The sequence below is a fragment of the Burkholderia cepacia GG4 genome, assembly GCF_000292915.1.
Classification (GTDB): Bacteria; Pseudomonadota; Gammaproteobacteria; order Burkholderiales; family Burkholderiaceae; genus Burkholderia; species Burkholderia cepacia_D.
Genome location: NC_018513.1, coordinates 1,688,493 through 1,706,569, shown reverse-complemented (window position 1 = coordinate 1,706,569; position 18,077 = coordinate 1,688,493). Strand labels below are relative to the sequence as shown.

The 18,077-nt window shown below is 65.7% G+C and carries 16 protein-coding genes and 1 pseudogene; 11 read left to right on the top strand and 6 right to left on the bottom strand.

The annotated features are described in order from the left end of the window. Positions 1-5 precede the first annotated feature (5 nt). Entirely contained in the window at positions 6-1,334 is a 1,329-nt protein-coding gene (locus tag GEM_RS07805) for a homoserine dehydrogenase (RefSeq protein ID WP_014896869.1), read from the bottom strand. A gap of 53 nt (positions 1,335-1,387) precedes the next feature. After that, positions 1,388-2,626, bottom strand: a complete 1,239-nt coding sequence (locus tag GEM_RS07800) for a pyridoxal phosphate-dependent aminotransferase (RefSeq protein WP_014896868.1) — start codon at positions 2,624-2,626, stop codon at positions 1,388-1,390. Positions 2,627-2,942: 316 nt separating this feature from the next. On the opposite strand from GEM_RS07800, the gene GEM_RS07795 reads away from it, so the two are divergent. From GEM_RS07795 to GEM_RS07755, 9 genes are all read left to right on the top strand, one after another. After that, on the top strand, positions 2,943-3,317 hold the full coding sequence (locus GEM_RS07795; protein WP_014896867.1) for an Mth938-like domain-containing protein: 375 nt from the start codon (positions 2,943-2,945) through the stop codon (positions 3,315-3,317). Positions 3,318-3,441: 124 nt separating this feature from the next. Next, positions 3,442-5,118: a glycosyltransferase family 39 protein gene (locus GEM_RS07790; RefSeq protein WP_014896866.1), complete on the top strand. Its 1,677-nt coding sequence runs from the start codon at positions 3,442-3,444 to the stop codon at positions 5,116-5,118. 13 nt (positions 5,119-5,131) lie between these two features. Continuing rightward, positions 5,132-5,503, top strand: a complete 372-nt coding sequence (locus GEM_RS07785; protein WP_014896865.1) for an EamA family transporter — start codon at positions 5,132-5,134, stop codon at positions 5,501-5,503. Positions 5,504-5,641: 138 nt separating this feature from the next. Beyond that, on the top strand, positions 5,642-6,793 hold the full coding sequence (locus tag GEM_RS07780; RefSeq protein ID WP_014896864.1) for a DegT/DnrJ/EryC1/StrS family aminotransferase: 1,152 nt from the start codon (positions 5,642-5,644) through the stop codon (positions 6,791-6,793). Positions 6,794-6,799: 6 nt separating this feature from the next. Continuing rightward, positions 6,800-7,837, top strand: coding sequence for a glycosyltransferase (locus tag GEM_RS07775; RefSeq protein WP_014896863.1), 1,038 nt, complete (start codon positions 6,800-6,802; stop codon positions 7,835-7,837). Then, positions 7,834-8,781: a formyltransferase gene (locus tag GEM_RS07770; protein ID WP_014896862.1), complete on the top strand. Its 948-nt coding sequence runs from the start codon at positions 7,834-7,836 to the stop codon at positions 8,779-8,781. Before GEM_RS07775 ends, GEM_RS07770 begins: the two co-directional genes overlap by 4 nt. Continuing rightward, on the top strand, positions 8,778-9,833 hold the full coding sequence (locus tag GEM_RS30900; RefSeq protein WP_014896861.1) for a bifunctional UDP-4-keto-pentose/UDP-xylose synthase: 1,056 nt from the start codon (positions 8,778-8,780) through the stop codon (positions 9,831-9,833). The genes GEM_RS07770 and GEM_RS30900 overlap by 4 nt, the downstream gene beginning before the upstream one ends. 12 nt (positions 9,834-9,845) lie before the next feature. Next, positions 9,846-10,742 (top strand): polysaccharide deacetylase family protein, encoded by an 897-nt coding sequence (locus GEM_RS30895; protein ID WP_014896860.1) that lies wholly within the window; start codon positions 9,846-9,848, stop codon positions 10,740-10,742. A 107-nt stretch (positions 10,743-10,849) separates the two neighbouring features. Next, positions 10,850-11,311, top strand: a complete 462-nt coding sequence (locus GEM_RS07755) for a peroxiredoxin (RefSeq protein WP_014896859.1) — start codon at positions 10,850-10,852, stop codon at positions 11,309-11,311. Positions 11,312-11,503: 192 nt separating this feature from the next. Here GEM_RS07755 and GEM_RS32500 read toward each other — a convergent pair. Beyond that, a pseudogene (locus GEM_RS32500) lies at positions 11,504-11,748 on the bottom strand (hypothetical protein); the annotation flags it as partial. Here GEM_RS32500 and GEM_RS07750 point away from each other — a divergent pair. Both GEM_RS07750 and GEM_RS07745 read left to right on the top strand, forming a co-directional pair. Next, positions 11,644-13,455, top strand: coding sequence for a PhoH family protein (locus GEM_RS07750; RefSeq protein ID WP_014896858.1), 1,812 nt, complete (start codon positions 11,644-11,646; stop codon positions 13,453-13,455). The pseudogene GEM_RS32500 and the gene GEM_RS07750 sit on opposite strands and share 105 nt — an antisense overlap. A 235-nt stretch (positions 13,456-13,690) precedes the next feature. Then, complete coding sequence (locus GEM_RS07745; RefSeq protein ID WP_014896857.1) at positions 13,691-14,752, top strand: C40 family peptidase; 1,062 nt, start codon at positions 13,691-13,693, stop codon at positions 14,750-14,752. 118 nt (positions 14,753-14,870) lie between these two features. On the opposite strand, the gene GEM_RS07740 is transcribed toward GEM_RS07745, so the two are convergent. The 3 genes from GEM_RS07740 to GEM_RS07730 form a co-directional block, all read right to left on the bottom strand. Then, positions 14,871-15,881, bottom strand: coding sequence for an inorganic phosphate transporter (locus tag GEM_RS07740; protein ID WP_014896856.1), 1,011 nt, complete (start codon positions 15,879-15,881; stop codon positions 14,871-14,873). 10 nt (positions 15,882-15,891) lie between these two features. Then, positions 15,892-16,518, bottom strand: coding sequence for a DUF47 domain-containing protein (locus tag GEM_RS07735; RefSeq protein WP_014896855.1), 627 nt, complete (start codon positions 16,516-16,518; stop codon positions 15,892-15,894). A 138-nt stretch (positions 16,519-16,656) separates the two neighbouring features. After that, positions 16,657-18,039, bottom strand: a complete 1,383-nt coding sequence (locus tag GEM_RS07730; RefSeq protein WP_014896854.1) for a replicative DNA helicase — start codon at positions 18,037-18,039, stop codon at positions 16,657-16,659. Between the last annotated feature and the right edge of the window lie 38 nt (positions 18,040-18,077).

Below are 18,077 nucleotides of genomic sequence, written 5' to 3'. Positions count from 1 at the left end.
GGTCCTCAGTTCAGCGCTTCCATGCGCAGCTTCGTCACCTTCGAGACCACCGTCGGCAGGCTCTCGATCTGCGCGATCGCCGCGTTGACGCGCTTCTCGAGCGTCTCGTGCGTGATCAGGATGATGTCGGTTTCGCCGTTCGCGTCGTCGACCTGCTCCGATTCCTTCTGCAGCAGCGCGTCGATCGAGATGCCCGTTTCGGCGAGGATGCGCGTGATGTCGGCGAGCACGCCCGTCTGATCGGCCACGCGCAGGCGCAGGTAGTAGCCGCTCGTCACTTCCTCGATCGGCAGGATCGGCGTGTTCGACAGGCTGTCGGGCTGGAATGCGAGATGCGGCACGCGATGCTCGGGGTCGGCCGTATGCAGGCGCGTGACGTCGACGAGATCCGCGACGACCGCCGACGCGGTCGGTTCCGCGCCCGCGCCCTTGCCGTAGTACAGCGTCGTGCCGACCGCGTCGCCGTGCACGACGACCGCGTTCATCGCGCCCTCGACATTCGCGAGCAGGCGCTTCTCGGGAATCAGCGTCGGGTGCACGCGCAGCTCGATGCCGTTCTCGGCGCGGCGCGTGATGCCGAGCAGCTTGATCCGGTAGCCGAGCTCTTCCGCGTAGCGGAGGTCAGTCGCGTCGAGCTTGCTGATGCCTTCGACGTACGCGCGGTCGAACTGGACCGGCACGCCGAACGCGATCGCGCTCATGATGGTCGCCTTGTGCGCGGCGTCGACGCCTTCGATGTCGAAGGTCGGATCGGCTTCCGCATAGCCGAGCTCCTGCGCGGCCTTCAGCGCGGTCGCGAAGTCGAGCCCGCGGTCGCGCATTTCCGACAGGATGTAGTTCGTCGTGCCGTTGATGATGCCCGCGATGTACTGGATGCGGTTCGCGGTCAGGCCTTCGCGCAGCGCCTTGATGATCGGGATGCCGCCGGCGACGGCCGCCTCGAACGCGACCATCACGCCTTTTTCGCGCGCGGCCTCGAAGATCTCGGTGCCGTGCACCGCGAGCAGCGCCTTGTTCGCGGTCACGACGTGCTTGCCGTTCGCGATCGCGCGCAGCACGAGCTCGCGCGCGATGCCCGTGCCGCCGATCATCTCGGCGATGATCGAGATCGACGGATCGTCGACGACCGCATTGAAATCGTCGGTGATCTGCGCGGCGCCGGCGTCACCGCCGAGCGCAGCCTGCGCCTTGGCCGGGTTGCGCACTGCAATGCGCGCCACCTCGATGCCGCGCCCCGCGCGTCGCTTGATTTCTTCCTGGTTGCGGCGCAGCACCGTGAAGGTGCCGCTGCCGACGGTGCCGAAGCCCAACAGGCCAACTTTGATCGGTTCCATGCTGCGTGTGATCGATGAGTAAGAATGAATGAATGCCGTGTGATCCTGCCCGCTCAGACCGAATGGCGCTTGCGGTAGCCGTCGAGGAAGCGCGCGATCCGGTTGATCGAATCGGTCAGGTCGTCGAGGTTTGGCAGGAACACCACGCGGAAGTGATCCGGTGCCGCCCAGTTGAAACCCGTGCCCTGCACGAGCAGCACGCGCTCCTCGAGCAACAGGTCGAGGATGAACTGCTGGTCGTTCTGGATCGGGTAGAGCTTCGGGTCGAGGCGCGGGAACATGTACAGCGCGGCCTGCGGCTTCACGCAGGTCACGCCGGGAATCGACGTAAGCATGTCATACGCGAGTTCGCGCTGCTTGTACAGGCGCCCGCTCGGCACGATCAACTCGTTGATGCTCTGGTAGCCGCCAAGCGCCGTCTGGATCGCGAACTGCCCCGGCACGTTCGCGCACAGGCGCATCGACGACAGGATCCCGAGCCCCTCGAGGTAATCCTTCGCGCGCCGGCGGTTGTCGCCGCCGAGGCCCGATACCGCCATCCAGCCCGCGCGATAGCCGCACGAGCGATAGCTCTTCGACAGGCTGTTGAACGTGACGGTGATCACGTCCTCCGACAGCGAACCCAGCGCCGTGTGCTCGAGCCCGTCATAGACGATCTTGTCGTAGACCTCGTCGGCGAACACGATCAGCCCGTACTCGCGCGCGATTCCGAGCAACTCGAGCAGTAATTCGTCGGAATAAAGCGCGCCGGTCGGGTTGTTCGGGTTGATCACGACGATCGCCTTGGTGTTCGGCGTGATCTTGCGGCGGATGTCGTCGAGGTCGGGCATCCACGCGTTCTGCTCGTCGCACACGTAATGCACGGGCGTGCCGCCCGACAGGCTCACGGCGGCCGTCCACAGCGGGTAGTCCGGCGCCGGCAGCAGCACCTCGTCGCCGTCGTTCAGCAGCGCCTGGGTCGCCATCACGATCAGCTCGGACGCGCCGTTGCCGATGTAGATGTCGTCGAGGCCGACGCCGACGACACCCTTTTCCTGCGTGTAGTGCATCACGGCCTTGCGGGCCGAGAACACGCCTTTCGAATCCGAATAGCCCGACGACGACGGCAGATTGCGGATCATGTCCTGGATGATCTCGTCCGGCGCGTCGAAACCGAACGGCGCGAGGTTGCCGATGTTCAGCTTGATGATGCGGTGGCCTTCTTCCTCGAGGCGCTTCGCGTGCTCGAGCACCGGGCCACGGATGTCGTAGCAGACGTTGAGCAGCTTGTTCGACTTCTGAATCGGTTTCACGACGACACGGTTCCTGGGTTGGCCTTGCGGCCGGGGGGACGGGATCAAAACTGGAGAGCGGCCGGTCTGTGCGCGCTGTCTAGACTGGGAAAAAGCGGGCGGTCGGACGCGGCTTGTGGCGACGCACGACGCAAGTGGCGCCCGGGGGCGACCAAAAAGTTATAATTTAGCGGATTTTGGCCGACTTTCGCAATGCACCATAGCCGCTCCGGGCCTGCGCCGTCAGGCGTCCCGCGCGCGCCGGTCGCGAAACCGGCCACCCGGGCCCGTGCGGCCCTTGCCAGACCTTCCCCCTACGGAACCGCGGAATACCGATTTGAAACTGCACCAGGACGCGAGCGGCGCGCTCAACACCGTCACCGGCTACGGCCCCGATTATGTCGACGTCAACCTCCAACGCCACGAAGGGAGCGTCATCGTGCTGCCCGGCGCACCGGTGCAGGACTGGCCCGTGTCGTCGTTCGACGCGCTCACGCCCGAGCATTTCGCGATGCTGCTCGACCCGGCGCCCGAACTCGTGATCTTCGGCAGCGGCGCGCGGCTGCGCTTCCCGCACCCGCGGCTCCTCGCCGCACTCACGGCCAAGCGGATCGGCGTCGAGACGATGGACTTCCAGGCCGCCTGCCGCACCTACAACATCCTGATGGCCGAGGGCCGCAAAGTCGCCGCCGCGCTCTTAATTGAACGTTAATCCCCGATGCGGTAAAAACTCGGGCCGGCGCACCGGGTCGATCCCCGGATCGACACCCGGCAGCCCGCCCGGCCCCGGCGCAACCCGCCGGCGGCTCTCACAACAACCAACAGGCTGAAAATCCATGAACGATACGCCGTCGAGGCTACCGGTCAATCGCATCACGCTCGTCCTCCTGCTCGTCGCGCTCGCGATCGTCTGGTTCGCGCCGCTCGGGCTGCGCCACCTGATCCCGAGCGACGAAGGCCGCTACGCGGAGATGGCGCGGGAAATGTTCGTCACCGGCGACTGGATCACGCCGCGCTACAACGGCTACAAATACTTCGAGAAGCCGCCGCTGCAGACCTGGCTGAACGCGCTGACGTTCGCGTGGTTCGGTGTCGGCGAGTGGCAGGCCCGCCTCTACACAGGGCTCGCCAGCTTCGCCGGCGTGCTGCTGGTCGGCTTCACCGGCGCCCGCCTGTTCAACCCGCTGTCCGGCTTCCTCGCGGCCGTCGTGCTCGCGTGCTCGCCGTACTGGAACCTGATGGGCCACTTCAACGCGCTCGACATGGGGCTCGCGTTCTGGATGGCGCTGTCGCTGTGCTCGCTGCTGCTCGCGCAGCGGCCCGGGCTGCGCGCGAGCGCGGTGCGCGGCTGGATGTGGGCGTGCTGGGCCGCGATGGCGTTCGCCGTGCTGTCCAAGGGCCTCGTCGGCCTGATCCTGCCGGGCGCGGTGCTGGTGCTCTATACGCTGATCGCCCGCGACTGGGCCCTGTGGAAGCGGCTGTACCTGGTCAGCGGCCTCGTGATCTTCTTCGCGATCGTCACGCCGTGGTTCGTGCTCGTCCAGCAGCGCAACCCCGAGTTCTTCAACTTCTTCTTCATCGTCCAGCAGTTCCGCCGGTACCTGACCCCGGAACAGAACCGCCCGGGCCCGTTCTACTATTTCGTGCCGGTTCTGCTGGTCGGCTTCCTGCCGTGGCTGTCGGTCGCGTGGCAGAGCATCCGCCATGCGCTGCGCATGCCGCGCCAGCCGAACGGCTTCTCCCCGATGCTCGTGCTGCTGATCTGGAGCGCGTTCATCTTCCTGTTCTTCAGCGCGTCGCATTCGAAGCTGCTCTCGTACGTGCTGCCGATCGCGCCGGCGCTCGCGCTGATGATCGGCGCGTACCTGCCGCTGATGACCGCCGACCGGTTCCGCCGTCACTTGCTCGGCTACCTCGTGTTCGTCGTGGTCGCCGCGTTCGGGATCATCTTCCTCGCCTACCTGGGCGACGCCCGCACGCCGAACGCGCTGTACCGCGCATTCCAGATGTGGCTGTATGCAGGCCTCGCAGTTGCGGGCGCGCTGACGCTCGCGGCAGCCTGGCTGAACCGCCGCGCAGGCGTCGCGGCCGCGATCACCGCGTTCGGCGCCGCGTGGCTCGCGTTCGGCACGATCGGCGGCACGGGCCACGACGAATTCGGCCGCTACAGCTCCGGCGCGCTGCTCGCGCCCGCCGTGCGCGCCGAACTGGCGAAACTGCCGGCCGACACGCCGTTCTACTCGATCGAGATGCTCGATCACACGTTCCCGTTCTATATGGGCCACACGACCATCATGGTCCATCGTCAGGACGAGCTCTCGTTCGGAATCTCGGTCGAGCCGGACAAATGGATCCCGACCGTCGACCAATGGATCGCGCGCTGGCAACAGGAAACTCATGCGCTCGCGATCATGCCGCCCGGCCAGTACGACACGCTGGTCAAGCAAGGCGTGCCGATGCGCGTGATCGCGCGCGACAACCGCCGCGTGATCGTCGAGAAACCGCAATCGTAAGGACGCCCACCGCATGAATCCCGTTTCGTTCGTCTGCATCATCACCGGCGTGATGCTCAACGCCTGTGCGCAACTTCTGCTGAAAGCCGGCGTCAATGCCGTCGGGCACTTCGAATTCAGCCGCGCGAACATCATCCCGGTCGGCCTGAAGATCGCGACCCAGCTGCCGATCATCGGCGGCCTCGGCTGCTACGTGCTGAGCGTCGTCGTCTGGATTCTCGGGCTGTCGCGGGTCGACGTGTCGATCGCCTACCCGATGCTGTCGCTCGGCTACGTGGTCAACGCGTTCGCGGCCTGGTACCTGTTCGGCGAGGTGCTGTCGGTCCAGCGGCTCGTCGGCATCGGCATCATCCTGATCGGCGTGCTCGTGCTTGCGCGCAGTTGAGCGCGCCCGGCAGGCCCGACGAGCATTAAGCGTCCGCCTACAAAAAATCACGGTGCGAATCCGCCAACCGGTGTTTAATGCCGGTTTCGGGCGGATCGCCCGACCCTTTATTACCAGCCATTACAGGCCAACGCGTTCATGAGCCAGACTACCGCCCCGTTTCTGCCGTTCACCCGCCCCGAGATCGATGAGGAAACCATCCAGGGCGTCGTCGAAGTGCTGCGCTCGGGCTGGATCACCACCGGCCCGCAGAGCCAGAAGTTCGAAGCCGCCCTGTCCGAGTACTGCGGCGGCCGTCCGGTCCGAGCGTTCAACTCGGGCACCTGCACGCTCGAGATCGGCCTGCGCATCGCGGGCGTCGGCCCCGGCGACGAAGTCATCACCACGCCGGCATCGTGGGTGTCGACCAGCAACGTGATTCTCGAGACCGGCGCGACGCCCGTGTTCGCCGACATCGACCCCGTCACGCGCAACATCGACCTCGACAAGCTCGAGCAGGCGATCACGCCGCGCACGAAGGCGATCATCCCGGTCTACCTGTCCGGCCTGCCGGTCGACATGGACCGCCTGTACGCGATCGCGCGCGCGCACAACCTGCGCGTGATCGAGGACGCCGCGCAGGCGCTCGGCTCGACGTGGAAAGGCAAGCGCATCGGCGCGTTCGGCGACATCGTGTCGTTCAGCTTCCACGCGAACAAGAACCTGACGACGATCGAAGGCGGCGCACTCGTGCTGAACAACGAGGACGAGGCGACGCTCGCGCAGAAGTACCGGCTGCAGGGCATCACGCGCACCGGCTTCGACGGAATGGACTGCGACGTGCTCGGCGGCAAGTACAACCTGACCGACGTCGCCGCACGCGTCGGTCTCGGCCAGCTGCCTCACCTCGAGCGCTTCACCGCGCAGCGCCGCGCACTCGTGCGCGCGTATTTCGCCGCGCTCGACGGCGGCCCGGCCGTGAAGCTCGGGCTCGGCCTGCCCGTCGCCGATTTCGAGAACAGCAACTGGCACATGTTCCAGGTCACGCTGCCGCTCGACCGGCTGTCGATCTCGCGCGCCGATTTCATGGCGCAGATGAAGGAGCGCGGCATCGGCACGGGCGTCCACTACCCGGCCATCCATCTTTTCACGCTGTATCGTGCACGCGGCTTCAAGGAGGGCATGTTCCCCCACGCCGAACGGTACGGCGCGTCGACCGTCACGCTGCCGCTGTTCACGCAGATGACGGAAGACGACGTGCGTCGCGTCGCCGACGCCATCAACCAGATTTGCGAACAATACGGAAATTAAGCGTACATGAATCACCTTGAAGCACGCGCCGGGCATCCGGGGGCCGGCCATCCGGGTGCCGCGAACCCGGAAGTATCGATCATCATCCCCGTGTACAACGAGGAAGATGGCCTGGCCGCGCTGTTCGCGCGGCTGTACCCGGCACTCGACGCACTCGGCACGTCGTACGAAGTGATCCTGATCAACGACGGCAGCCGCGACCGCTCGGCCGCGATGCTGGCAGACCAGTTCCATGTGCGCCCTGATACGACGCGCGTCGTGCTGCTCAACGGCAACTACGGCCAGCACATGGCGATCCTCGCGGGCTTCGCGCAGTCGCGCGGCGAGATCGTCATCACGCTCGACGCCGACCTGCAGAACCCGCCCGAGGAAATCGGCAAGCTGATCGTGAAGATGCGCGAGGGCTACGACTACGTCGGCTCGATCCGCAAGCAGCGGCAGGACAGCCTGTGGCGGCGCAAGGCGTCGCAGGTGATGAACCGGCTGCGCGAGCGCATCACGCGGATCAAGATGACCGACCAGGGCTGCATGCTGCGCGCGTACAGCCGCCGCATCATCGACACGATCAACGTGTGCGGAGAAGTCAACACGTTCATCCCCGCGCTGGCCTACACGTTCGCGCAGAAACCGACCGAAATCGAGGTCGCGCACGAGGAACGCTTCGCGGGCGAGTCGAAGTACTCGCTGTACAGCCTGATCCGGCTGAACTTCGACCTCGTGACGGGCTTCTCGGTCGTGCCGCTGCAGTGGCTGTCGTTCATCGGCGTGATCCTGTCGCTCGGCTCCGCCGCACTGTTCGTGCTGCTGCTGGTGCGCCGCTTCATCGTCGGCGCGGAAGTGCAAGGCGTGTTCACGCTGTTCGCGATCACGTTCTTCCTGCTCGGCGTGATCATCTTCGCGCTCGGCCTGCTCGGCGAATACGTCGGCCGCATCTACCAGCAGGTGCGTGCGCGGCCGCGCTACCTGATCCAGGCCGTGCTCGAACAGCACGAAGGCGTGCCGGCGGTGCCGGCCGGCGCGAACCGCACGGGGGCCGAGCAATGAAGCCGCGCGCCGTCGTCTTCGCGTATCACAACGTCGGCGTGCGCTGCCTGCAGGTGCTGCTGGCACGCGGCGTCGACGTCGCGCTCGTCGTCACGCACGAGGACAACCCGAGCGAGAACATCTGGTTCGGCAGCGTCGCGTCGGTCGCCGCCGAGCACGGGATCCCGGTCGTCACGCCGGCCGACCCCGCCGATCCGGCGCTGCGCAGCGCGGTGACGGATGCGCAGCCCGAGTTCATTTTCTCGTTCTACTACCGTCACATGCTGCCGGTGGACCTGCTCGCGATCGCGCCGCGCGGCGCGTACAACATGCACGGTTCGCTGCTGCCGAAATACCGGGGTCGGGTTCCGACCAACTGGGCCGTGCTGAACGGCGAAACGGAAACCGGCGCCACGCTGCACGAGATGGCCGCGAAACCGGACGCCGGCGCGATCATCGGCCAGACCGCGGTGCCGATCCTGCCGGACGATACGGCCACGCAGGTATTCGACAAGGTCACGGTGGCCGCCGAGCAGACGCTCTGGCGCGTGCTGCCCGCGCTGCTCGCGGGCGATGCGCCGCACCTGCCGAACGATCTCGCAAGCGGCAGCTACTACGGCGGGCGCAAGCCGGAGGACGGCCGCGTCGACTGGTCGAAGCCGGCCGCGCAGGTCTACAACCTGGTGCGCGCGGTCGCGCCCCCGTATCCGGGTGCGTTCACCGACGTCGGCGCCACGCGCTTCGTCATTGCCCGCGCGCGCCTCGCGGCGCCCGGCAGCGCGATCGCCGCGGCGGCGGCGGATTTGCCGCCCGGCCTGCACGTAAGCGATAATGCGCTATTCGGCGTCTGCGGCGACAGCCGCGCCCTATCCATTCTCGAGCTGTGGCAGCAGCGCGACGGCAGCGATACCGTCGTGACGCCCGCGGAATTCGCGCAGTTCATTCATTCTTCCCGTCATTCATGAAAGCAAAAAAAGTCCTGATCCTGGGTGTGAACGGCTTCATCGGCCATCACCTGTCGAAGCGCATTCTTGAAACCACCGATTGGGAAGTGTTCGGCATGGACATGCAGACCGATCGACTGGGCGACCTCGTCAACCACGAGCGGATGCACTTCTTCGAAGGCGACATCACGATCAACAAGGAGTGGGTCGAGTATCACGTGAAGAAGTGCGACGTGATCCTGCCGCTCGTCGCGATCGCGACGCCCGCCACCTACGTCCAGCAGCCGCTGCGCGTGTTCGAGCTCGACTTCGAGGCGAACTTGCCGATCGTGCGTTCGGCCGTCAAGTACGGCAAGCACCTCGTGTTCCCGTCGACCTCCGAGGTCTACGGCATGTGCTCGGACGAGCAGTTCGACCCGGACGCATCGGCGCTCACCTACGGCCCGATCAACAAGCCGCGCTGGATCTACGCGTGCTCGAAGCAGCTGATGGACCGCGTGATCTGGGGCTACGGGATGGAAGGCCTGAACTTCACGCTGTTCCGCCCGTTCAACTGGATCGGCCCGGGCCTCGACTCGATCTACACGCCGAAGGAAGGCAGCTCGCGCGTCGTCACGCAGTTCCTCGGCCACATCGTGCGCGGCGAGAACATCAGCCTCGTCGACGGCGGCTCGCAGAAGCGCGCGTTCACCGACATCGACGACGGCATCAGCGCGCTGATGAAGATCATCGAGAACAAGAACGGCGTCGCGTCGGGCAAGATCTACAACATCGGGAATCCGAAGAATAACTTCTCGGTTCGCGAGCTCGCGCACAAGATGCTCGAACTGGCCGCCGAATACCCGGAATACGCCGGCTTCGCGAAGCAGGTGCAGCTCGTCGAAACGACGTCGGGCGCGTACTACGGCAACGGCTACCAGGACGTGCAGAACCGCGTGCCGAAGATCGACAACACGATGCAGGAGCTCGCATGGGCGCCGCAATCGACGTTCGACGACGCACTGCGCAAGATCTTCGAAGCGTATCGCGGCCATGTCGCCGACGCGCGCGCGCTGGTCGAGCAGCAGAACTGACGGGACGCTCGCTTGGCTCGTATCGTCCTCAAGATCGACGTCGACACGCTGCGCGGCACGCGCGAAGGCGTGCCGAACCTCGCGCGCATCTTCGACCGCTTCAATGCGCGCGCGACCTTCCTCTTCAGCCTCGGGCCCGATCACACGGGCTGGGCGCTGCGGCGCGTGTTCCGCCCGGGCTTCCTGAAGAAGGTGTCGCGCACGTCGGTGGTCGAGCATTACGGCGTGAAGCAGCTGATGTACGGCGTGCTGCTGCCGGGCCCCGACATCGGCCGCCGCGCGATCGCCGACATGCGCGCGATCCACGAGGCCGGCTTCGAATGCGGGATCCATACGTGGGATCACGTGTACTGGCAGGACAACGTCCGGGTGCGTGATCGCGACTGGACCGCGCGTGAAATGCAGAAGAGCCACGCGCGCTTCGTCGACGTCTTCGGCGCGCCGCCCGTCACGCACGGCGCGGCCGGCTGGCAGATGAACGACGCGGCGTTCGAGCAGATCGATGCATGGGGGATGCGCTACGCATCCGACGGTCGCGGCCATTCGCCGTACCTGCCCGTGGTCGGCGGCCGCACGCTGTCGCACGTGCAGATCCCGACCACGCTGCCGACCCTCGACGAATTGCTCGGCATCGACGGCATCGACACGCACAACGTCGCCGCACACATCCTGCAGTTCACCGCAACCAATCCGCACGACCAGGTGTTCACGCTGCATGCGGAACTGGAAGGCCAGAAGCTCGCACCGGTGTTCGAGCAGTTGCTCGCCGGCTGGCGCGCCCAGGGCCACACGTTTGCGACGATGGGCGATTACCACGCGACGCTGGACCGCGACTCGCTGCCATCGTACCCTGTCACGTGGGGCGAGATCCCCGGCCGCTCCGGCGAACTGATCGTCCAGCCCGACTGAGTTCGCGCGCGCCGGCGCCGCCTGCGGCGCCCTTGCGGCGTGCCGCCGCGACGCCCCTCCGAACGCGCCGCCCGAGCGGCGCCTTTCCATAACAACAGGAGAAACACGTGTCCGTCGAAGTTGACCGTCAAGTTCCCGATTTCACCGCACCGGCTACGGGCGGCGACATTTCGCTGTCCGACCTGAAGGGCAAGAAGCTCGTTCTGTATTTCTATCCGAAGGACAACACGCCGGGCTGCACGACCGAAGGCCTGCAGTTCCGCGATCTCTATCCGAAGTTCAAGAAAGCCGGCGCCGAAGTGATCGGCGTGTCGCGCGACAGCCTGCGCTCGCATGACAATTTCAAGGCGAAGCTCGAACTGCCGTTCCCGCTGATTTCCGATGCCGACGAAGCGCTGTGCGCGCTGTTCGATGTCATCAAGATGAAGAAAATGTATGGCAAGGAAGTGCGCGGAATCGAGCGTTCGACGTTCCTGATCGACGCCGACGGCGTGCTTCGCCACGCATGGCGCGGCATCAAGGTGCCCGGTCACGTGGACGACGTTCTAAGTGCTGTACAAGCGCTTTGAGCCGCGCTATATTGGGCCGCAATGAATGCCAGTTCGCCCCATATTTCTCGTAGCTGCGCCGGTGCCCGTTGCGATGCTTCCCGGCACCTGACGCGCATCACGACGGTATCAGCCGAGCCGCATGTCCCGGTCCACGGGGCAGCGGCTTTTTTTATGGACTGCGCGCCGGCTCTCGGTCCGGCCCTCACCTCGTCAAGGAGCTGACCGACACTTAGGCGAACCGGCTAGACGAAATTCCTGTGCGCCACCGCGCGCAAACTGCATGCGTCTACGTCACGCAGGATGCGATCAGCGGCGCACTTCATGCGACACGATTCCTCCCGAGGGACACCATGCCTTTGCCTACCCCCCCCAGCAAGCTCGGCAGCCTGCTGCCGCCCGACGAATACAAGGCGAAAGCGCGGCCCGCGAAAGCCGCGAAGAAATCCGCCGAAGGGGACGCATCCACAGCCGGTGACTATGGTCCGGCTAGCGTGGCCCAACCGATGACCGAAGCCGCGAACACGGCCGCGCCGCTGCGCGCCGTCGCGGCGCCGGCGCAAGAAGCCGCGGGCACGCCCGCACGCGGCCGCAAGACCAAACAGACCGCAGCGCTGCTGCAGCCGATGCAGGCGCCGGCCGAACCCGCAGCGCCCGCCGCCCCGATCGTCGCGCGCAGCGACAAGCCCGCCGCCGGAAAACCGGCCGCGGCGCCCGCGCGCGATGCCGGTGCCGCGACGAAGTCGCGCAGCCGCAAGCCGGCCGAGGTCGAACAGCAGAAGCTGTTCGTACTCGACACCAACGTGCTGATGCACGACCCGAGCAGCCTCTTCCGCTTCGAGGAACACGACGTCTATCTGCCGATGATGACGCTCGAGGAACTCGACAACCACAAGAAGGGCATGTCCGAAGTCGCGCGCAACGCGCGCCAGGTCAGCCGCACGCTCGACGCGCTGGTCGCCGACGTCGGCCCGATCTCGGCCGGCATTCCGTTGTCGCGCCTCGGCAGCCGCGAGGCGCTCGGCCGCCTGTACTTCCAGACGAAGCTCACCGACATCGCGCCGGTCGAAGGCCTGCCCGAAGGCAAGGCCGACAACCAGATCCTCGGCGTGGTGCGCGCGCTGCAGCGCGACCGGCCGGACCGTCAGGTCGTGCTGGTGTCGAAAGACATCAACATGCGGATCAAGGCGCATGCGCTCGGCCTGCCCGCGGAAGACTACTTCAACGACCAGGTACTCGAGGACAAGGATCTCCTCTATACCGGCGTGCGCGAACTGCCGCAGGACTTCTGGACCAAGCACGCGAAGGGGATGGAGAGCTGGCAGGACACGAAGACGGGCACCACGTACTACCGCGTGACGGGCCCGCTCGTCGCGTCGATGCTCGTCAACGAGTTCGCCTACCTCGAGCCGCAGAACGGCGAACCGACGTTCCATGCGATCGTGCGCGAGCTGAACGGCAAGACGGCGCTGCTGCAGACGCTGCGCGACTACAGCCACCACAAGAACAACGTGTGGGGCATTACCGCGCGCAACCGCGAGCAGAACTTCGCGCTGAACCTGCTGATGAATCCCGAGATCGATTTCGTCACGCTGCTCGGCCAGGCCGGTACCGGCAAGACGCTCGTCGCGCTCGCAGCCGGCCTCGCGCAGGTGCTCGACGACAAGCGCTACAACGAGATCATCGTGACGCGCGCGACCGTGCCCGTCGGCGAGGACATCGGGTTCCTGCCCGGTACCGAGGAAGAGAAGATGCAGCCGTGGATGGGCGCATTCGACGACAACCTCGAAGTGCTGCAGAAGACCGACGACGCAGCCGGCGAATGGGGCCGTGCGGCGACGCAGGAACTGATCCGTTCGCGCCTGAAGGTGAAGAGCATGAACTTCATGCGCGGCCGTACGTTCGTCGACAAGTACCTGATCATCGACGAAGCGCAGAACCTGACGCCGAAACAGATGAAGACGCTCGTGACGCGCGCGGGCCCCGGCACGAAGATCGTGTGCCTCGGCAACATCGCGCAGATCGACACGCCTTACCTGACCGAAGGCAGCTCGGGCCTGACCTACGTCGTCGACCGCTTCAAGGGCTGGGGCCACAGCGGCCACGTGACGCTCGCGCGCGGCGAACGCTCGCGGCTCGCCGACTACGCGTCGGACATCCTTTAACGCGGCACGCCGGCCGCTCGCCGGCATGCGACGCCTGCGGCGCTCCGTTTCCGGAGCGCCGTTTTTATTTTTGGGGTCGGAAACGTTGGTCACGCTTCGTTACGCAACAACCCCACTTACGCGCGAAACTTCAAGTAAATTCTCAGGAATGGTTGCTTAAGCCCCGCCGGAGCGTCTACCATCGGGTCTGTCTGTTGTCATACGATTCGCGCGCACCGCGCTCGTCCGCCTTGTCATGCTTCGAATCTGGGTTCCCGTCGCCGTCGTTTCACTGCTCGCGGCCTGCTCCAGCGTGCCGCCGCAGTCGGCATCGCGCACGTCGGGCATGACGATCACGACGCCGCGCGCGTTCCCGGCGCCCGCCAATTTCCCGAAATTCGTCGACCACAGCGTCGGCCAGGAGGAAATCTCGATCCAGGCGATGAGCCTCGTCGGCGTGCCGTATCGCTGGGGCGGCAACACGCCCACCAGCGGCTTCGACTGCAGCGGGCTCGTGCGTTACGTGATCGGGCGCGCGGCCGACGTCAACCTGCCGCGCACGACCTCGGACATGAGCAGCCGCGGCGTATCGATCGACCCCGACCAGGTCGCGCCGGGCGACCTGATCTTCTTCAACACGACCGGCCGCCCGCATTCGCACGTCGGCATCTATGTCGGCAAGCTGCGCTTCGTCAATGCGCCGTCGACGGGCGGCACCGTGCGCCTCGACTATCTGACGAACCCGTACTGGGCCAAGCGCTTCGACGGCATTCGCCGCGTCGCGCCGCCGCGCGGGACGCCGGCGCCGTTCGATGCGCCGACCTACGAGGCACGGCGCGACGCGCCGGCGGCCGCCCCCGTCGTCGCTGCCGCCGCCTCGCGGCAGCCCGCCTATGCTTCGTCTCAGGCCAGCGTAGCGCCGTCGCCCGCGCTGGTCATGCAAGCCGCACCGGTCGTATCGGCCGTGGCGGTTGCTCCGGCAGCCGCGCCCGCCAGCGATCCGTACGAACCGCCGCCGTCGCGCATGCAGGCGGCGCAGCAGCAGGCAACCCCCGCGAATGGCGACCTGACCGCCATGACGGCGAATGCAGCGCCGGCCGGCCCGACCGAGACCGGTACGCAGATTCCGACCACTGCGCTGACGGCCGCCCAGGCTGCTTCGTTCGATGCGGAACCGCCACCCTCGGCCGCCGCGCCGTCACCGCGCAACACCGAACCGGTGCAGGTGTTGCGTGCGTCGACGCAATCCGCGCCGGTCAGCCCGCGCACCGGCACCGCGGACGATCCGATCGCCCGCTTCGCGAACGGCAGTTACTGACCGGCTTCATCCGCGGCGAGGGTCCCGCCATTCGCCGCACCTTTCCCGACCACCAAAGAAAATGCGCCGCAACCTGTCGGTTTGCGGCGCATTGCGTGTCGATCCGGCAGCGTCGGAATCAGAAGATCTGGTGTCCGAGCCACCATCCGCCGGCCGCGAACAACGCGGACGCCGGCAGCGTCAGCACCCAGGCCCAGACGATGTTGCCGGCGACGCCCCAGCGCACGGCCGACAGCTTCTGCGTCGCGCCGACACCGACGATCGCACCGGTGATCGTGTGCGTGGTCGACACCGGAATGCCGAGGAACGACGCGATGAACAGCGTGATCGCCCCGCCGCTTTCGGCACAGAAACCGCCGACCGGCTTGAGCTTCGTGATCTTCTGGCCCATCGTGCGCACGATGCGCCAGCCGCCGAACAGCGTGCCGAGACCCATCGACAAGTAGCATGCGCCGATCACCCATGCCGGCGGCGCATCGGCGGTTGCCGACGCGTAGCCACTCGCGATCAGCAGCATCCAGATGATGCCGATCGTCTTCTGCGCGTCGTTACCGCCGTGGCCCAGGCTGTACAGGCCAGCCGACAGCAGCTGCAGCCGGCGGAAGCGCCGGTCGACCTTGCTGGGCGCGGTACGGAAGTACAGCCACGACACGCCGAGCATGAACAGCGAACCGAGGATGAAACCGAGCAGCGGCGAAATGAAGATGAACGCAATCGTCTTCAGCAGCCCGTCGATGTTCAGCGAGCTCCAGCCCGACTTCGCGAGCGCCGCGCCGACGAGGCCGCCGATCAGCGCGTGCGACGAGCTCGACGGGATCCCATAGTACCAGGTGATCACGTTCCAGCCGATCGCACCGACCAGCGCGCCGAACACGACATAGTGGTCGACGATCTCGGGATCGATCGTGCCTTTGCCGACCGTCTGTGCAACCTTCAGGTGGAAGATGAAATACGCGATGACGTTGAACGCGGCCGCGAACACCACGGCCTGCTGGGGCTTCAGCACCCCGGTCGACACGACGGTGGCGATCGAGTTCGCTGCGTCGTGAAAGCCGTTCATGAAGTCGAATACGAGCGCGACGAGCACCAGCGTCGCGACCATCCATAGGGCGAGTTGTATCGAATGCATCGTGATCCGCTCAGGCGTTTTCCAGCACGATGCCTTCGATGATGTTCGCGACGTCCTCGCACTTGTCGGTGATCTCTTCGAGCAGCTCGTAGATCGCCTTCAGCTTGATGAGCGTCTTCACGTCGTCTTCCTCGCGGAACAGCTTCGACATCGCCGCGCGCAGCACGCGATCGGCCTCCGACTCCCAGCGGTCGATCTCCTCGCACTGCTTGAGGATTTGCGCCGACTGCTTCATGTCGGACAGCAACCCGACGGCCTGCTGCACGTGTTGCGCCGACTGCGTGACGATGTGCGCGAGCTGGCTCGCCTCGGACGTGACGGACTGCACGTCGTACAGCGACACCGCCGTCGCGACGTCTTCCATCAGGTCGAGGATGTCGTCCATCGTCGTGATCAGCTTGTGGATCTCGTCGCGATCGAGCGGCGTGATGAAAGTCTTGTGCAGCAGATCGATCGCTTCATGCGTGAGCTTGTCAGCGGCCTTCTCGGCGGTTTGCACATTTTGCTTGTGAATCTCGGCGTCGGCGAGATTGTCGATTAGCAGTTCGAGCTCGCGACCACCGGAAACGATGTACTTCGCGTGCGCATTGAAAAGTTCAAAGAACTTGCCCTCGGTGGGCATGAATCGACCGAACATGGGATTCCTGAGAGATTGTCAAACTACTGTCACGAAAACGGGCGACATTGTACCGTTTTCGGTCGCGACGCGACGCGCGCACGTGCGCGCGCCGGGATTGGATACAACGTTTGGCGATTTAGGGCTTTACAACCGGCGTTACTCGCCGTAGAACGTCTGCGCCCCCGCAAAATTGTCGAACTTCGTGAATTGCCCCAGGAACGTGAGCCGAACGGGGCCGATCGGACCGTTACGCTGCTTGCCGATGATGATTTCGGCCGTGCCCTTGTCGGGGCTGTCCGGGTTGTAGACTTCGTCGCGGTAGATGAACAGGATCACGTCCGCATCCTGTTCGATTGCGCCCGATTCACGCAAGTCCGACATCACCGGACGTTTGTTCGGACGCTGTTCGAGGCCGCGGTTCAGCTGCGACAGCGCGATCACCGGCACGTCGAGTTCCTTCGCGAGGCTCTTCAGCGATCGCGAGATTTCCGAGATTTCGGTCGCGCGGTTCTCGCCCTGCGACGAACCCGACATCAGCTGCAGGTAGTCGACGATGATCAGGCCGAGCTTGCCGCACTGGCGCGCCAGACGGCGCGCGCGCGAGCGCAATTCCATCGGGTTCAGGCCGCCCGTCTCGTCGATGAACAGCTGCGCCTCGCTCATCTTCTGCACCGCATGCGTCAGCTTCGGCCAGTCCTCGTCCGTCAGGCGGCCGGTACGCATCCGGTGCTGGTCGAGCCGGCCGATCGAGCCGAGCATACGCATCACGAGCTGGGTGCCCGGCATTTCCATCGAGAACACCGCGACCGGCAGCCCGTACTCGACCGCAACGTATTCGCCGATGTTCATCGAGAACGCCGTCTTACCCATCGACGGGCGCCCTGCGACGATGATCAGTTCGCCGCCGTGCATCCCGGACGTCATCCGGTCGAGGTCGACGAAGCCAGTCGGCGTGCCCGTGACGTCGCTCGGGTTCGCGGTGTGGTACAGCGTGTCGATGCGCTCGACGACCTGCGTGAGCAGCGGGCCGATCTCGAGGAAGCCCTGGTTGCCGCGCGCGCCCTCTTCGGCGATCGAGAACACCTTCGACTCGGCCTCGTCGAGCAGCTGGCGGACTTCCTTGCCCTGCGGATTGAACGCGTCGGCCGAGATTTCGTCGGCGACCGACACGAGCCGGCGCAGCACCGCGCGGTCGCGCACGATTTCCGCATAGCGCCGGATGTTCGCGGCGCTCGGCGTGTTCTGTGCGAGTGCGTTCAGGTATGCGAGCCCGCCGACGTCGTCGGCCTTGCCGGACGTGGTCAGCGCTTCGTATACGGTCACGACGTCGGCCGGGCGCGTCGACGAGATCAGCCGGCCGATGTGCTCGTAGATGATCCGGTGGTCGTAACGGTAGAAGTCGCCCTGCGACAGGAAGTCGGCAATCCGGTCCCATGCCGCGTTGTCGAGCAACAGGCCGCCGAGCACCGACTGTTCGGCTTCGACCGAATGCGGCGGGACTTTCAGCGATTCGATTTGAGGATCTTGCGGCGCGTTCATGGGTTGGGATTATCGCGAATTACACAGGACGGCGCCAT

Bases quoted from the DNA above. Each gene is read 5' to 3' on its own strand.
- GEM_RS07770 (WP_014896862.1), top strand. From the start codon at position 7,834: ATGAAGCCGCGCGCCGTCGTCTTCGCGTATCACAACGTCGGCGTGCGC.
- GEM_RS07735 (WP_014896855.1), bottom strand. From the start codon at position 16,518: ATGTTCGGTCGATTCATGCCCACCGAGGGCAAGTTCTTTGAACTTTTC.
- GEM_RS07775 (WP_014896863.1), top strand. From the start codon at position 6,800: ATGAATCACCTTGAAGCACGCGCCGGGCATCCGGGGGCCGGCCATCCG.
- GEM_RS07750 (WP_014896858.1), top strand. From the start codon at position 11,644: ATGCCTTTGCCTACCCCCCCCAGCAAGCTCGGCAGCCTGCTGCCGCCC.
- GEM_RS07780 (WP_014896864.1), top strand. From the start codon at position 5,642: ATGAGCCAGACTACCGCCCCGTTTCTGCCGTTCACCCGCCCCGAGATC.
- GEM_RS07730 (WP_014896854.1), bottom strand. From the start codon at position 18,039: ATGAACGCGCCGCAAGATCCTCAAATCGAATCGCTGAAAGTCCCGCCG.
- GEM_RS07805 (WP_014896869.1), bottom strand. From the start codon at position 1,334: ATGGAACCGATCAAAGTTGGCCTGTTGGGCTTCGGCACCGTCGGCAGC.
- GEM_RS30900 (WP_014896861.1), top strand. From the start codon at position 8,778: ATGAAAGCAAAAAAAGTCCTGATCCTGGGTGTGAACGGCTTCATCGGC.
- GEM_RS07740 (WP_014896856.1), bottom strand. From the start codon at position 15,881: ATGCATTCGATACAACTCGCCCTATGGATGGTCGCGACGCTGGTGCTC.
- GEM_RS07745 (WP_014896857.1), top strand. From the start codon at position 13,691: ATGCTTCGAATCTGGGTTCCCGTCGCCGTCGTTTCACTGCTCGCGGCC.
- GEM_RS07785 (WP_014896865.1), top strand. From the start codon at position 5,132: ATGAATCCCGTTTCGTTCGTCTGCATCATCACCGGCGTGATGCTCAAC.
- GEM_RS07790 (WP_014896866.1), top strand. From the start codon at position 3,442: ATGAACGATACGCCGTCGAGGCTACCGGTCAATCGCATCACGCTCGTC.